Origin of the sequence: Streptomyces sp. SDr-06, from assembly GCF_003324565.1 — a bacterium.
In the GTDB taxonomy this organism is placed as follows: domain Bacteria; phylum Actinomycetota; class Actinomycetes; order Streptomycetales; family Streptomycetaceae; genus Streptomyces.
On record NZ_QOLA01000025.1, the window covers coordinates 41,585 to 55,548 of the forward strand.

The window sequence follows — 13,964 nt, forward strand, 5'->3', positions numbered from 1 at the left end:
CCCTTCAACCCCCGGAGGGTTTCGGGAAGGGGCGGGGTGGGGCGACTCCCGGGGTCCGGGGCGGAGCCCCAGGGGGTGGGCGGGGGTGCCGGAACCGGACCGTGGGGGCGCGCAGGGCGGCGCGCTGACTAGTCTGCTCGGGTGACCACCGAGTTGACCCTGCTGCCCCGCGTCGCCTACCGCGGCCAAGAGGTGACCGCCCCCAGACTGCGCGGCCTCCTCGCCCTGCTCGCCGAGGACTTGAGGGCGGGCTGCAGCACCGGGCGCCTCGTGGAGGGGCTGTGGCCCGAGGAGCTGCCGGAACGCCCGGGCAAGGCGGTCCAGGTACTGGTCTCGCGGGTGCGCTCGCAGCTCGGCCCGGACGTGATCGCCAGCACCCCGGCCGGCTACCGGCTCGCCCTCGCCGAGGACCAGGTCGACAGCTCGGCCCTGCTGCTGCACGCGGCGGCGAGCGAGGCCCGGGCCCGGGCGGGTGAGCCCGGCGAGGCACTGGCCGAGGCCGAGGCGGGCCTCGCCCTGTGGGACGGCGTCGTGGACGCCGGGGCCGGTGCGGACCTGCACGACCCGGTCGCCGCGCTGCGCCTCGCCCGCGCCGGCGCGTACCGCACGCTCACCCGGTGCAGGGCGCTCGCGCTCGCCCGGGTGGGCCGCCGGGCCGACGCGGTCCGGCCGCTGGCCCAGCTGGCCCGCGAACTGCCGCGCGACGAGGAGGTGCTGGCGGAGCTGCTGCGCTGCGAGGCCGCCACGGCGGGCCCCGCCGCCGCCCTCACCCGGTACGACACCTACCGCAGGGCGCTCCGCAACGAACTCGGCGCCGATCCCGGCTCCGAACTGACCGCGCTGCACCAGGAGTTGCTGCGCGGCGAGGCCCCCCTGGTGCGGCACGGCGTGCTGCACGAGCCGAACCCGCTGCTCGGAAGGGACGCCGACCTCGCCGCGGTCGGCGGGCTGCTGCGTACCGCGCGGGTCGCCACCATCGTGGGCCCCGGTGGTCTCGGCAAGACCCGGCTCGCCCACGCGGTCGCGCGCGAGGCGGAGCAGCGGATCGTGCACTTCGTGCCGCTGGCCGGTGTGACCCTCGACGACGACGTGGCCGCCGAGGTCGCCTCGGTGCTCGGCGCCAGCGCGGTGCGGTCGGTTCCGGGGCCCGCGGGGCTGGTCGCCGGGATCGCCGGAGCGCTCGGCCCGGGACCCGCGCTGCTCGTCCTCGACAACTGCGAGCACGTCATCCGGGGCGCCGCCGAGCTGGTGCGGGCCCTGGTGTCGAGGACGAAGGAGCTGCGCGTCCTGGCCACCAGCCGGGCGCCGCTCGGCCTGACCTCGGAGTCCGTGTACGCGCTGCCGGAGCTGGGCCTCGTATCCACCGTCGAGCTGTTCCGCCAGCGGGCCCGGGCCGCCCGGCCGGACGCCGAGCTGCCCGAGCGGACCGTGGAGGAGCTGTGCCGCCAGCTGGACGGCCTGCCGCTGGCGGTCGAGCTGGCCGCGGCGCGGGTCCGGGTGCTGTCCGTGCCCGAGATCGCCGGGCGGCTGCGGGACCGGTTCGCGCTGCTGCGCGGCGGCGGCCGTGACGTGCCCGAGCGCCACCGCACCCTGCGGGCCGTGGTCGAGTGGAGCTGGAACCTCCTGGAGCCCGAGGCGCAGGCCGCGCTGCGGGTCCTGTCGGTGTTCCCCGGCGGCTTCACCGAGGCCGCGGCGGAGCACGTCCTGGGCGACGAGGACGCGCTGTTCCTCCTGGAGCAGCTCGCCGACCAGTCGCTGATCAAGGCGGCCGACACCGCGTCCGGGGTGCGCTTCCACATGCTGGAGGCGGTACGGGAGTTCAGCGCCGCGCGGCGTGCGGACGCGGCCGAGGAGGAGGCGGTCACGGACCGGTTCCTGGCCTGGGCGCGGGACTTCGGGCGGGCCCACAACGACGCCCTGTTCAGCCCGGACTCGCTGTCGTCCTGGGAGTTCGCACGGAGCGAGCAGGACAACCTGGTACTGGCCCTGCGGCATGCGCTCGCCCGCGACGACGGCCCGGCCCTCGCGGGCCTCACCGCGGTGCTCGCCTCCCTGTGGGCCACCGACTCCAACTACAGCCGCCTGGTGGGCATCGCCGCCGACACCGCGGGGCCGCTCTCCCACTTCCGCCCGGGTCCCGATGACGTCGAGTCGGTCCGGAGCGCGTCCGTGGTGTGCACCCTGAGCCTGTTCATGGGCTACGGGCCGCACGCCGTACGGCAGTTGGTCACCCTGCGCAGGCTGCCGCCCGCCGAGCCGGACACCCTGCTGCGCGCGCTCGACGTGGTGCTGCGGGCGCTTCCCGAGGCGCACCCGCCGCACTACACGCGCCTGCTGGAGCTGTGCGCGTCGGAGAACGCGCTGCTCGCGGGCGTCGCCGAGTGCATCGCCAGCTATGTGTGGGAGTACGAGCGGGAGGTGGACCGGGCCCTCGAATCGGCCCGGCGCGGCATCGGCGCCCTGATCACGCTGGGCAATCCGGCCACCGCGATGCTGGGCCACGGCCGCATCAGCGAGCTGTGCCTGCAGACCGAGCGGGGCGAGGAGGCGTACCGGCATCTGCTGGCCACCGTGGAGGTCCTGGACAGGGTCGGCGAGCGGGCCGAGGCGGCCGGCTGGCACGACATGACCGGGGTGCGCTGGGGGCTCGTCCTGGCGTGTCTGCAGCGCGGCGAGATCGAGGAGGCGGAGCGCTGGCTGGAGATGGCCTCCCTGGAGCTGGTGCCCGAGTCGACCCGGGTCTTCAGCCCGGAGATCGGGTCGCGCGCGGAGATCGCCCTGTCGCGGGGCCTGACCGAGCTCGGGCTCGGTCTGTGGCGGCAGGCGGTCGGGCAGCTGCGCCAGGTCGAGGCGCTCTACCCGGAGGACCCGTTCGTGGAGGCGTGGTCCCAGCAGATCCAGGCCACGGCGGTGGCCGCGCACGCCCGGTACGGCAGGCTCGAACCGGTCGCGGACCTGGTGGCCCGGCTGCGGACGCGTGCCCTGGAGCTGACCGAGCGGCCGGGTGTCGAGGGCAGTCCCGCCGAGCTGCCGGTGTCCGGCACGGTGCTGCTGGCCGTGGGCCTCGCCGAGCTCGCGCGGGGCAACACCGCGGCCGTACGCCTCGTCGCGATAGCCGAACGGCTGCGTGTGCACCGCGAGTTCCCGACGATGTCGACCGCGGTCGCCCGGCAGGCCGCCGAGGACGCCGACGGGGCGGCGTACGCCGACGCGGTGTCGGAGTACGCCGCCCTGGGGCGCGACGATCTTGAGGCGGCCGCCGCGCTGGTGCTGCGCGGCATCAGCGCTGCGGGTCTTGGTTGAACTTGGCCTTCGCCCAGAAGTAGCCGAGCACCGTGAGGCCGACGGCCCAGGCGATGGCGAGCCATCCGTTGTTGCCGATCTCCGTGCCGAGCAGCAGACCGCGCAGGGTCTCGATGGCCGGGGTGAAGGGCTGGTACTGGGCGATCGGCTGGAACCAGCCCGGCATCGAGTGCAGCGGCACGAACGCGCTGGACAGCAGCGGCAGCAGGATGAGCGGCATCGCGTTGTTGCTCGCGGCCTCGGCGTTCGGGCTGATCAGGCCCATGCCGACGGCGATCCAGGTGAGCGAGAGGGCGAAGAGCACGAGCAGCCCGAACGCCGCGAACCAGTCCAGGACGGTGGCGCCGGTGGAGCGGAAGCCGATGGCCACGCCGACCGTGCCGACGACCACGACACTGAGGATCGACTGGAGCACGCTGCCGATGACATGCCCGACGATCACCGAGCCGCGGTGGATCGCCATGGTGCGGAAGCGGGCGATGATGCCCTCGGTCATGTCGTTGGAGACGGAGATCGCGGTGCCCACCACGGTGCTGCCGATGGTCATCAGGAGCAGACCGGGGACGATGTAGGCGATGTACCTGGCCCGGTCGGGTCCGCCGCCGCCGATGCCCATGCTCATGGTGTCGCCGAAGATGTAGACGAAGAGCAGCAGCAGCATGACGGGCGTGAGCAGCAGGTTCAGGGTGAGCGACGGGTAGCGCCGGGCGTGCAGCAGGTTGCGGCGCAGCATGGTGGCGGAGTCGCGGACGGCGAGGGACAGGGAGCTCATCGGACGTTCTCCTTCTGGGCGCCGGCGGCGGCCGGTACGGGGGTGTCGGTGTGGCTGGTCAGGGCGAAGAACACGTCGTCGAGGTCCGGGGTGTGCACGGTCAGCTCGTCCGCCTCGATGGCGGCGGAGTCCAGCCAGTCGAGGATGGCGCGCAGCTCGCGCTGGGTGCCGTCGCTCGGGATCTGCAACGACAGCGACTCGTCGTCGCGGGTGGCGTCGCGCAGGGCGAGGGCCGCGCTCTCGTAGGAGCGGGGCTCGGCGAACCGGAGCAGCACGTGACCGCCGGGGACCAGGCGCTTCAGCTCCTTGGCGGTGCCCTGGGCGACCAGCCTGCCGCCGTTCAACACCGCGATCCGGTCCGCGAGTTGGTCGGCCTCCTCCAGGTACTGGGTGGTGAGGAAGACGGTCACACCGCCCGCGACGAGGCCGCGGATGATGTTCCACATGTTGTGCCGGCTGCGCGGGTCGAGACCGGTGGTCGGCTCGTCCAGGAAGATGATCCGGGGGTTGCCGACCAGCGTCATGGCGATGTCCAGGCGGCGCTTCATGCCGCCGGAGTAGGTGGAGGCGGGCTTCTTCGCCGCCTCGGTCAGGTCGAAGCGTTCCAGGAGCTCGGCGGCGACCCGGCGCCCCTCGCGGCGCGAGAGGTGGTGCAGGTCGGCCATGAGCAGCATGTTCTCCTCGCCGGTGATCAGGCCGTCGACGGCGGAGAACTGCCCGGTGACCCCGATCGCGGCGCGGACCGCCTGCGCCTCGGTGGCCAGGTCGTGCCCGCCGACCCGCAGCTGTCCGGCGTCGGGGCTGATCAGCGTGGAGAGGATCTGTACGGCGGTGGTCTTGCCCGCGCCGTTCGGGCCGAGCAGCGAGAAGACGGTGCCCGCCGGGACGGACAGGTCGATGCCGTCGAGGACCGTCTTGTCCCCGTAGGACTTGCGAAGCCCGGTGACTTCGATCGCGAGGTCGTTCGTCGTTTTCGTCATGCCGCAGAGCTTGCGGCCGGGCGGGTTCAACGCGGTTTCAGGCGGGTTTCAGGGGCCCGGGGGGCCTGAAGGCCGAGAGATGCCGAAGGGCCCGCCGGGTGCGCCCCGGCGGGCCCTTCCGCTGGTCAACCGCTCATGGGCGTACGTGAGTCGGCGGCTCGGCGGAGGCTGCCGTCGCGATCGCGGGCGGGGGCGTGAGGACCCGTTCCGCGAGGTGTCCGAAGACAAGACCGAAGGCGGTCCACAGGGTCAGCTGGATGGCGAGGGCCGCGAGGCGGAACTGCCACAGCAGGGTCGCGGAGAAGTCCTTGGGCACCTCGTCGACGGCCGGAAGGAAGCCGTAGGCGAGGCCGGTGACCAGCACGAAGAAGGCGCCGGCGGCGATGGTGGCGTTCCAGTTGCCCAGGCGTGGCGCGAGGCGCCTGCCGAGGACCACGGTGGCGATGGCGAGCAGCACGCCGAGCGCCATCATCAGGAAGTACAGCAGGGTCCGTCTGCCGATGGTGTCGGGTTCGCCGACGGACGGCGGGTTGGCCGGGTACTTCAGGAACGGCACCAGGTAGACCGCGATCAGCGCGGCGGACGACAGCAGCAGGGCGGTCGCCCGGGGGCCGAAGCGGCCGATCCGGCCGAGCGCGAAGCAGAAGGCGAGCGCCGCGATGCCGCCGAAGGCGACCCCGTAGACGAGTACTCCGGTGGCCAGGCCGCCGGTGGACTGAAGGGTGCGGCTGACGGCTGCCATGCCGTGTTCGTGGGTGTGGGCGTCCTCGTAGGCGATGGCGGCGTCCACCCGCGGCTCGCCGAGGAGGTAGGCGACGGCGAGCGCGAGCAGCCCGGCGGCGAGGCCGGCGAGCATGCCGCGCACGAGGAGGCCCCGTACGGTCGCGGAGTTCATGGGGCGGCCCGCTGCCGCTCAGTGGCAGGGGAAGCCGAGCAGGTGCCGGCCGTCGTGCACCCACTCGTGCACGTTCGCGCCGGAGACGAGGGAGGTGGCGCCCTGCTCGGCGCCGATGAAGTAGAGCAGGACCAGCATCAGGATGCCGAAGAAGACCGCCCAGGGGGCGATCGCGCCGATCGGCAGCTTCGCGGGTACGGTGGTGGGCGTGCTGGTCGGCTGGACGGCGTACTGCGCCATGGCAGGACCTCCTGGGGGAACTCGCGTCCCGGCTTGGTGGTGCACTGGACGACGGCTACGGGTCTGACTCGCCCGTCCCTTCCCCGCGGGGCCGGTTGGTGCCGGGCATACAGTGGCGCGACCGTGCCGGAGTCCCACCGGCTTCCGTCCTGCCGTCGTCATCAACGACGAGAAGGTAGCGCGATGCGGGAAAGGGGCCAAGGGCGCACGGAGGCCCCAGGGGCGCGCGGCTGTCAACTTGCCCTGCTGCCGCCCGACTTGAGCCCCGCTAGAAGGAAGCGCCATGACCGTGAGATTGCTGCTGATCTCCCCGCCCGCCGGACGGGCACTGCGCGAGGCGCGCTTCGACGACGGGACCCCGCTGGCCCCCGCCGACCTGACCCGGGCCCGCGAGGCGGCCCCCGAACTCCCCCCGTACGAGCGTCTGTTGACCGCCCCTTCGGCTCGCTGCCGCCAGACGGCCGGGGTGTTCGGCCGGGACGCGGTGGAGGTGCCCGAGCTGGCTGGTCTGGACGCGGGCCGCTGGCGGGGGAGGCCCCTGGCCGAGGTGAGCGCCGCGGAGCCGGATGCGGTGGCCGCGTGGCTGAGCGACCCGGCGGCGGCTCCGCACGGCGGCGAATCGGTACGGGAGTTGTGCGCGAGGGTGACCGGATGGCTGGAGTCCGCCGGGGGCGGACGCACCCTGGCGGTGGTGGAGCCCGAGATCGTACGGGCCCTGGTGCTCACCGCCCTGAACGCGCCCGGGTCGGCGTTCTGGCGCATCGACGTCCCGCCCCTGACCGCGACGGAGCTGACCGGCCGGGCGGGCCGCTGGAACGTACGGGTGGGCCGGGCCCTGTGACACGGGTGCGGCCGGGCCCGGGGTGACCGGACCGGTCAGACGGAGAGGGAGATCTCGGTCGACTTGATCAGCGCGACGACCGGGGTGCCGGAGGTGAGCGCGAGGTCGGCGACGGCGTCCTTGGTGATCGCGGCGGTCAGCTCGCCGCCCCGGACGTCGACCTTGACGGAGGCCATGGCGCCGCCGGTGGCGATGTCGGCGACGGTGCCCGGGATCTGGTTGCGGATGGACAGGCCCTCGACCGGGCCGGTGGCGAGCGAGACCTCGGTGGACTTGACCAGTGCCGTGACCGCGGACCCCTCGGCGAGGCCGAGCTCCTTGACGGCCTCCAGGGTGATCGCGGCCGTGACGACCTGGCCGCCGTTGAGCCGGACCTTGACGGTCGCCATGACCTCGCCGGGAGTGATGGCGGTGACGGTTCCGGCGATCTGGTTGCGGATGCTCAGGCTCATGGAGAAACGCCTCACGTAGGGGACAGCGATTTGTCAGGCTTTGACCTGCACCATGCCCCACGCTATCGGCGCCAGAAGCCCCCGTCCCGAAGGCCGTCGCATCCGCGAGCCTCGCCCGACAGCGGGGCTGGCAGATCCGGGAAAACAAACAACCCCCAGGCCGTGGACCTGGGGGTTCATAAAAAAATGGAGCGAGTGACGGGAATCGAACCCGCGCTCTAAGCTTGGGAAGCTTATGTTCTACCATTAAACTACACTCGCGTGATCGTTCCCCATGGGGAAGCGGTCGTCGCTCACTCTACCCCATGCTCGGCCCCCGGTGGATTCACCGGGGGCCGTCGTGCTGTCGAGGGTCGGGATCCCGGTGCGGGCGGGGGGAGTTGGGGCGTACCGTGAAGGGCGTGCGCGCGGTCGGAGTGCCGCGTGGATCGCCGTCCTGTTCATCCCCTAATGTGGTGGTTTCTCCGTCCATGCTTGTTGGGGAAGGGACTTGAGCGACTTGATGGACTCGTTGGAGCGCACTGTCGTCCGTTGCGCCGGAGGGCATGTCTTCGCCACGGATTCGTTTCCGATGCAGCAGCTCGGCACCGAGCGGATCGGGCCCGGCCGGCTGATCCGCTGTCCCCGGTGCGCGCGGCTGCGTCATGCCGTGCCGGTGCTGGTCGAACAGCGGTAGGGCCGGGCCGGTAGCGGCGGTGGACCACAGGCGCGCGGAGCCGTCCGATTGCGGACGGGCCGCGCGCCTTGCGTATCCTCGGGACGTGCTTCTCTCAGACAAGGACATCCGGGCCGAGATCGACTCCGGGCGGGTACGGATCGATCCCTACGACGAATCCATGGTGCAGCCGTCGAGCATCGACGTGCGCCTCGACCGCTTCTTCCGGGTGTTCGAGAACCACCGCTACCCGCACATCGACCCCGCCATCGAGCAGGCGGACCTGACGCGGCTCGTCGAGCCGGACGGGGACGAGGCGTTCATCCTGCACCCCGGGGAGTTCGTGCTCGCGTCGACGTACGAGGTCATCTCGCTCCCCGACGACCTCGCCAGCCGTCTGGAGGGCAAGAGCTCGCTCGGCCGGCTCGGGCTCGTCACGCACTCCACCGCCGGGTTCATCGACCCCGGCTTCTCCGGCCACGTGACCCTCGAACTCTCCAACGTCGCCACGCTGCCGATCAAGCTGTGGCCGGGGATGAAGATCGGGCAGCTGTGCCTGTTCCGGCTGAGCTCGTCCGCCGAGGAGCCCTACGGGTCCGAGCGGTACGGATCCCGCTACCAGGGCCAGCGCGGGCCGACCGCCTCGCGGTCCTTCCTCAATTTCCATCGGACCCAGGTGTGAGCATGAACGACCAGAACGACGTGCGCGAGAACCTCACCTACGAGAAGTTCGGCGGCGCGATCCGCGAGCTCGCGCAGACCATCGCCGACGACGGCTACGAGCCGGACATCGTGGTGTCCATCGCGCGCGGCGGCGTCTTCGTCGCCGGAGGGCTCGCCTACGCCCTCGACTGCAAGAACATCCACCTGGTGAACGTCGAGTTCTACACGGGCGTGGGCACCACGCTGGAAATGCCGGTCATGCTGGCGCCCGTGCCCAACGCCATCGACTTCTCCGGCAAGAAGGTGCTGATCACGGACGACGTGGCCGACACCGGCAAGACGCTGAAGCTGGTGCACGACTTCTGCCTCGACCACGTCGCCGAGGTCCGCAGCGCCGTGATCTACGAGAAGTCCCACTCCCTCGTGAAGTGCGAGTACGTGTGGAAGCGCACCGACGAGTGGATCAACTTCCCGTGGTCGGTCGAGCCGCCCGTCGTGCGGCGCGAGGGCCAGGTCCTCGACGCCTGATCGGCGGCGCGGGAACGGCGAAGGGCCCCGCCGGGTCGCGACCCGGCGGGGCCCTTGCGCGTGCGTACGGCTAGATCGTGCCCAGCTTGATCAGCGAGAGCAGGGCGATCAGCTGGATCGCGGAGGCGCCCAGCGCCTTCGGCCAGGGCAGGTCGTGGGACTTGCTCACCATCGAGGTGAACAGCGCACCCGCCGCCAGCCAGGTCGCCCAGCCGAGGACCTGGACCACGCTGTTGTTCCCGCCCAGGAACAGGGCCAGGAGCAGGCGCGGCGCGTCCGTCAGGGACATGATCAGCATCGAGAGGCCCACCGTCGGCTGCCACGCGCCGTCGCCGCCGAGCTGGCGGGCCAGGGTGTGGGTGACCGCGCCGAGGATCAGCCCGCCGAGCACGAAGACGACGCCGGTTATGAGGACCACCGGGGCCGCCTTGGACAGCGCGGTGCTGATGACGTCCTCGCGGGCCTTGTCGAAGCCGAAGATCGCCAGCATCCCGTAGAGGAACGTGACGATCAGCGCCGGGCCCCACACCGGGTAGTCCCGCATCTGCCAGAAGGTCGGGCCCGGCCGCGTCACGATGCCGGACAGGAGCTCCTTCCAGTGCAGCCGGGGCCCGCTGGGCGGGGCCGTGACCGCGCCCGCCCGGTAGGTCGCGCCGTCGCCGTACGGGTCCTCGCCGACACTGAACGCCTGGGTGTGGCCCGGGTTGTTCGCGTACGGGTCCTGGGCGGGGGCGTAGCCCTGCGGCTGGCCCTGGCCCTGGTAGTACGGGTCGCCGAAGTACTCCGGCTCGTCCTGCTGCGGATAGGGCTGCCGGTACTGCGGCTGCCCGCCGTACTGCGGCTGTCCCTGCCCGTAACCCTGCGGTCCCTGCTGTGCGTGCCCCTGCCCATGCCCGTACTGCGGCTGCTGCCGACTGTCCGGCCATTGCTGTGCCGACGCCTGCTGCTGCCCTTGTCGTTGCGGTTGCCGCGGGCGGCGGTTGTTGTCCCGGCCGCCGCGTCCGATCCTGAATCCAGCCACGAATCGAACGTACCTGTTCCGCCGGTACGCCAACCGGGGGCGGCCGGAACCGGGCGCCTTTGCGGCTGAGCTGTGACATCCCCTAGGGGATCCCGGAGCCGTCGCCTCCGCGACTGCCCTTCGGCGGGCCGGCCGCCCTGGCGCAACGGAAAGCGGCCGGTTCCGCCCTCGGGCAGAACCGGCCGCTTTCCGTGCGCGGGAGAACCGGCGTTACTTCACCGGCTCCGGCTCCGGCTCGTTCTCCGCCTCGGCGGTGCCGGCCGGGTCCACCGGGGTCTTCACCGAGTCGAGGAGCAGCTGCGCCACATCCACGACCTGGAGGTTCTCCTTGGGCTTGACGCCCGTGGCGGAGCCACTTTCGGATGCAGCCTTCTTGCCGTTGACGGAGTCCGTCAGCATGACGAGGCAGAACGGGCAGGCCGTCGAGACGATGTCCGGGTTGAGGGACAGGGCCTCGTCGACGCGCTCGTTGTTGATGCGCTTGCCGATCCGCTCCTCCATCCACATGCGCGCACCACCGGCGCCGCAGCAGAAGCCGCGCTCCTTGTGGCGGTGCATCTCCTGCTGGCGCAGGCCCGGGACGGCCGACATGATCTCGCGCGGGGGCGTGTAGACCTTGTTGTGACGGCCCAGGTAGCACGGGTCGTGATACGTGATCAGGCCGTCGACCGGGGTGACCGGGACCAGCTTGCCCTCGTCGATGAGGTGCTGGAGCAGCTGCGTGTGGTGGATGACCTCGAACTCGCCGCCCAGCTGCGGGTACTCGTTCGCGATCGTGTTGAAGCAGTGCGGGCAGGTCGCGACGATCTTCTTCGCGGACTTCGGCTTCTTCGTCGCCGGGTCCTCGTCATCCTCGCCGTACGCCATGTTCAGCATGGCCACGTTCTCCTGGCCGAGCTGCTGGAACAGCGGCTCGTTGCCCAGGCGGCGGGCGGAGTCACCGGTGCACTTCTCGTCGCCGCCCATGATCGCGAACTTGACGCCCGCCATGTGCAGCAGTTCCGCGAAGGCCTTGGTGGTCTTCTTCGCCCGGTCCTCCAGGGCGCCCGCGCAGCCGACCCAGTACAGGTAGTCGACCTCGGTGAGGTCCTCGATGTCCTGGCCGACGATCGGGACCTCGAAGTCGACCTCCTTGGTCCACTCGACGCGCTGCTTCTTGGCGAGACCCCAGGGGTTGCCCTTCTTCTCCAGGTTCTTGAGCATCGTGCCCGCCTCGGACGGGAACGCGGACTCGATCATCACCTGGTAGCGGCGCATGTCGACGATGTGGTCGATGTGCTCGATGTCGACCGGGCACTGCTCGACACAGGCGCCGCACGTGGTGCAGGACCACAGGACGTCGGGGTCGATGACGCCGTTCTCTTCGAGGGTGCCGATCAGGGGGCGCTCGGCCTCCGCGAGGGCGGCCGCCGGGACGTTCGCCAGCTGCTCCTCGGTCGCCTTCTCGTTGCCCTCCATGTCCTTGCCGCCGCCCGCGAGCAGGTACGGGGCCTTGGCGTGCGCGTGGTCGCGCAGGGACATGATCAGGAGCTTGGGGGAGAGCGGCTTGCCCGTGTTCCAGGCGGGGCACTGCGACTGGCAGCGCCCGCACTCGGTGCAGGTGGAGAAGTCGAGGATGCCCTTCCAGGAGAAGTGCTCGATCTGCGAGACGCCGTAGACGTCGTCCTCGCCCGGGTCCTCGAAGTCGACCGGCTTGCCGCCCGACGCCATCGGCTGGAGCGCGCCGAGGGCGACACTGCCGTCCGCCTCGCGCTTGAAGAAGATGTTCGGGAAGGCCAGGAAGCGGTGCCAGGCCACGCCCATGTCGGTCTTGAGCGCGACGGTGATCATCCAGATGAAGGACGTCGCGATCTTCAGGCCCGCGAAGAAGTACGTGAGGTTCTGCAGCGTGGACAGGTCCATGCCGCGGAACCAGGCGACGACCGGGTACGAGATGAAGAACGAGGCCTCGTAGCCGTCCACGTGGTGCTGGGCGCCCTCCAGGGCGTGCAGCGTGAAGATGCAGATGCCGACGATGAGGATGACGGCTTCGACGAAGTACGCCTGGCCCGTGTTGGAGCCCGAGAACCTGGACTTGCGGTCCGGGCGGCCCGGCCGGTTCAGCTGCCGGATGACGATGAGCGTCAGGATGCCGAGCGTGGTCATCGTGCCGAGGAACTCGACGAAGACGTTGTACGGCGCCCAGTCGCCGATGACCGGCAGGATCCAGTCGGCCTTGAAGAGCTGGCCGATGGCGTTGACGATCGTCAGGAGCAGCGAGAAGAAGCCCACGGCCACGAACCAGTGCGCGACGCCGACGATGCCCCACTTGTTCATGCGGGTGTGGCCGAGGAACTCCTTCACCACGGTGACCGCACGCCGGTAGGGATCGGCCGTGCGGGTGCCGGCGGGCACGGGCTGGCCGAGCCGCACGAAGCGGTAGATCTGCACGAGGGCACGGCCGAACAGCGCTACGCCGACCGCGATTAGGACCAGCGACACGATGATCGCGGCGAGTTGCATGAGGGGGCTCCTCGGGCCTGCGAGGTGGGGTACGGGGGACGGGCTCGAACGGATTACTAAGCAGTAACTTACCCAGTCCACCTGAGCGTACCCACTTCTACCGCCGCACTGTAGCCGCGCAGGCGGTGATCTGTGTCGCTCAGCGTGCCCTTGGTCGGCGCCGGATATCCATCGTGTTATTCACCACATATGCGGACATAACAAACTAACTTGTTGTCCGCCACGACGATCGAACCGAATGGGCGTCCCCATGACAGCTCCCGCCACGTACCTCGTCACCGGTGGTGCCGGATTCATCGGCTCGCACCTCGCCGATGCGCTGCTCGGCCAGGGCCACACCGTGCTCGTGCTCGACGACCTGTCCACCGGAGCCCGCGCCAACCTCGCCGCCGCCTGGTCCGATCCGAGGCTGCGCTTCGTGCGCGGCTCGGTCCTCGACGAGCGCCTGGCCGACGAACTCACCGCCCGCTGCGACACCGTGGTCCACCTCGCGCCGGTGACGGGAGCCATCGGCGCCGCCGCCCTGAGACACGGCCGCCGGCTCCTCATCGCGGCGGCCGACGGCCGGGGCGAGGCGGACGCGGGCGCCACCGTCGTACGCCACGGCGACACCGTCGGTCCGCGCCAGTCGCCCGGGCACGCCACCCTCCTGACCCGGCTCGTGCGCCGGGCGGTCGCGGGCGAGCCGCTGGTGGTGCACGGCGACGCCGCCCGCACCTGCCGCTTCCTCGACGTCGCGGACGCCGTCGAGGCGCTGCTCGCCCTGCTCGGCCACCCCGGCGCCCCGGGCGCGGAGTTCGACATCGCGGGCGGCGAGGAGATCACCGTGATGGCGCTGGCCGAGCGCACGCTGGCCCGCGCCGGCGGCGCCTCGCCCATCCGCCACTTCCCCTACGTCGTCGACCGCGTGCCGTACGGGGGGAAGGCGGCGGCCCGGCCGCTCGACGCGACGCGGCTGCGCGAACTGACCGGCTGGCGGCCCGCCCGCGGCATCGACGACATCCTGGACGCGGCGATCGGGCGGGCCCGCGGCGCCGCCCCCGTCGTGCTGCCCGGACTCCGAGCGCCCGCCGCGTCGTCGGCCGGGCAGCACCACGGCTGAGGGGGCGGCC

The 13,964-nt window shown here is 71.5% G+C and carries 13 protein-coding genes, 1 tRNA gene and 1 riboswitch; of the genes, 6 read left to right on the forward strand and 8 right to left on the reverse strand.

Annotation, left to right across the window (positions count from 1 at the left end; translation table 11 throughout):
- Positions 1-141: 141 nt before the first annotated feature.
- Positions 142-3,303, forward strand: a complete 3,162-nt coding sequence (locus DT019_RS33145; protein ID WP_114040684.1) for an ATP-binding protein — start codon at positions 142-144, stop codon at positions 3,301-3,303.
- Here the strand turns inward: DT019_RS33145 and DT019_RS33150 are convergent.
- The 4 genes from DT019_RS33150 to DT019_RS33165 form a co-directional block, all read right to left on the reverse strand.
- Positions 3,281-4,075 carry an ABC transporter permease gene (locus DT019_RS33150; RefSeq protein ID WP_114040685.1) on the reverse strand — a complete coding sequence of 265 codons (795 nt, stop codon included), beginning with the start codon at positions 4,073-4,075 and terminating at the stop codon, positions 3,281-3,283. The genes DT019_RS33145 and DT019_RS33150 overlap by 23 nt on opposite strands.
- The gene (locus DT019_RS33155; protein ID WP_114040730.1) at positions 4,072-5,055 is read right to left on the reverse strand and encodes an ABC transporter ATP-binding protein; all 984 of its coding nucleotides are present in this window, start codon (positions 5,053-5,055) and stop codon (positions 4,072-4,074) included. Before DT019_RS33155 ends, DT019_RS33150 begins: the two co-directional genes overlap by 4 nt.
- A 133-nt stretch (positions 5,056-5,188) precedes the next feature.
- Positions 5,189-5,950 carry a CbtA family protein gene (locus DT019_RS33160; protein ID WP_114040686.1) on the reverse strand — a complete coding sequence of 254 codons (762 nt, stop codon included), beginning with the start codon at positions 5,948-5,950 and terminating at the stop codon, positions 5,189-5,191.
- Positions 5,951-5,968: 18 nt separating this feature from the next.
- Positions 5,969-6,190, reverse strand: a complete 222-nt coding sequence (locus DT019_RS33165) for a CbtB domain-containing protein (protein ID WP_114040687.1) — start codon at positions 6,188-6,190, stop codon at positions 5,969-5,971.
- Positions 6,191-6,251: 61 nt separating this feature from the next.
- A riboswitch (cobalamin riboswitch) is annotated at positions 6,252-6,336 on the reverse strand.
- A gap of 137 nt (positions 6,337-6,473) precedes the next feature.
- Between DT019_RS33165 and DT019_RS33170 the strand changes: the two genes are divergently transcribed.
- Positions 6,474-7,031, forward strand: coding sequence for a histidine phosphatase family protein (locus tag DT019_RS33170; RefSeq protein ID WP_114040688.1), 558 nt, complete (start codon positions 6,474-6,476; stop codon positions 7,029-7,031).
- Between the two features lie 35 nt (positions 7,032-7,066).
- On the opposite strand, the gene DT019_RS33175 is transcribed toward DT019_RS33170, so the two are convergent.
- On the reverse strand, positions 7,067-7,483 hold the full coding sequence (locus DT019_RS33175; RefSeq protein WP_114040689.1) for a molybdopterin-binding protein: 417 nt from the start codon (positions 7,481-7,483) through the stop codon (positions 7,067-7,069).
- Between the two features lie 187 nt (positions 7,484-7,670).
- Positions 7,671-7,744: transfer RNA gene (locus DT019_RS33180), tRNA-Gly, on the reverse strand.
- Positions 7,745-7,973: 229 nt separating this feature from the next.
- Between DT019_RS33180 and DT019_RS33185 the strand changes: the two genes are divergently transcribed.
- The 3 genes from DT019_RS33185 (at position 7,974) to DT019_RS33195 (ending at position 9,329) form a co-directional block, all read left to right on the forward strand.
- Positions 7,974-8,159: a hypothetical protein gene (locus tag DT019_RS33185; RefSeq protein WP_114040690.1), complete on the forward strand. Its 186-nt coding sequence runs from the start codon at positions 7,974-7,976 to the stop codon at positions 8,157-8,159.
- Between the two features lie 85 nt (positions 8,160-8,244).
- Positions 8,245-8,820 (forward strand): dCTP deaminase, encoded by a 576-nt coding sequence (gene dcd / locus DT019_RS33190; RefSeq protein ID WP_114040691.1) that lies wholly within the window; start codon positions 8,245-8,247, stop codon positions 8,818-8,820.
- A 2-nt stretch (positions 8,821-8,822) separates the two neighbouring features.
- Positions 8,823-9,329: a phosphoribosyltransferase gene (locus tag DT019_RS33195; protein WP_114040692.1), complete on the forward strand. Its 507-nt coding sequence runs from the start codon at positions 8,823-8,825 to the stop codon at positions 9,327-9,329.
- A gap of 70 nt (positions 9,330-9,399) precedes the next feature.
- Here the strand turns inward: DT019_RS33195 and DT019_RS33200 are convergent, their stop codons facing one another.
- Together DT019_RS33200 and DT019_RS33205 are read right to left on the reverse strand one after the other, a co-directional pair.
- Positions 9,400-10,350 (reverse strand): Yip1 family protein, encoded by a 951-nt coding sequence (locus DT019_RS33200; RefSeq protein ID WP_114040693.1) that lies wholly within the window; start codon positions 10,348-10,350, stop codon positions 9,400-9,402.
- A gap of 210 nt (positions 10,351-10,560) precedes the next feature.
- Positions 10,561-12,852 carry a (Fe-S)-binding protein gene (locus tag DT019_RS33205; RefSeq protein WP_114040694.1) on the reverse strand — a complete coding sequence of 764 codons (2,292 nt, stop codon included), beginning with the start codon at positions 12,850-12,852 and terminating at the stop codon, positions 10,561-10,563.
- Between the two features lie 250 nt (positions 12,853-13,102).
- Here DT019_RS33205 and DT019_RS33210 point away from each other — a divergent pair, with 250 nt between their 5' ends.
- Positions 13,103-13,954: an NAD-dependent epimerase/dehydratase family protein gene (locus DT019_RS33210; protein ID WP_223279877.1), complete on the forward strand. Its 852-nt coding sequence runs from the start codon at positions 13,103-13,105 to the stop codon at positions 13,952-13,954.
- The last annotated feature ends 10 nt before the right edge of the window (positions 13,955-13,964 follow it).

Bases quoted from the DNA above. Each gene is read 5' to 3' on its own strand.
- DT019_RS33150 (WP_114040685.1), bottom strand. From the start codon at position 4,075: ATGAGCTCCCTGTCCCTCGCCGTCCGCGACTCCGCCACCATGCTGCGC.
- DT019_RS33155 (WP_114040730.1), bottom strand. From the start codon at position 5,055: ATGACGAAAACGACGAACGACCTCGCGATCGAAGTCACCGGGCTTCGC.
- DT019_RS33160 (WP_114040686.1), bottom strand. From the start codon at position 5,950: ATGAACTCCGCGACCGTACGGGGCCTCCTCGTGCGCGGCATGCTCGCC.
- DT019_RS33165 (WP_114040687.1), bottom strand. From the start codon at position 6,190: ATGGCGCAGTACGCCGTCCAGCCGACCAGCACGCCCACCACCGTACCC.
- DT019_RS33170 (WP_114040688.1), top strand. From the start codon at position 6,474: ATGACCGTGAGATTGCTGCTGATCTCCCCGCCCGCCGGACGGGCACTG.
- DT019_RS33175 (WP_114040689.1), bottom strand. From the start codon at position 7,483: ATGAGCCTGAGCATCCGCAACCAGATCGCCGGAACCGTCACCGCCATC.
- DT019_RS33195 (WP_114040692.1), top strand. From the start codon at position 8,823: ATGAACGACCAGAACGACGTGCGCGAGAACCTCACCTACGAGAAGTTC.
- DT019_RS33205 (WP_114040694.1), bottom strand. From the start codon at position 12,852: ATGCAACTCGCCGCGATCATCGTGTCGCTGGTCCTAATCGCGGTCGGC.
- DT019_RS33210 (WP_223279877.1), top strand. From the start codon at position 13,103: ATGACAGCTCCCGCCACGTACCTCGTCACCGGTGGTGCCGGATTCATC.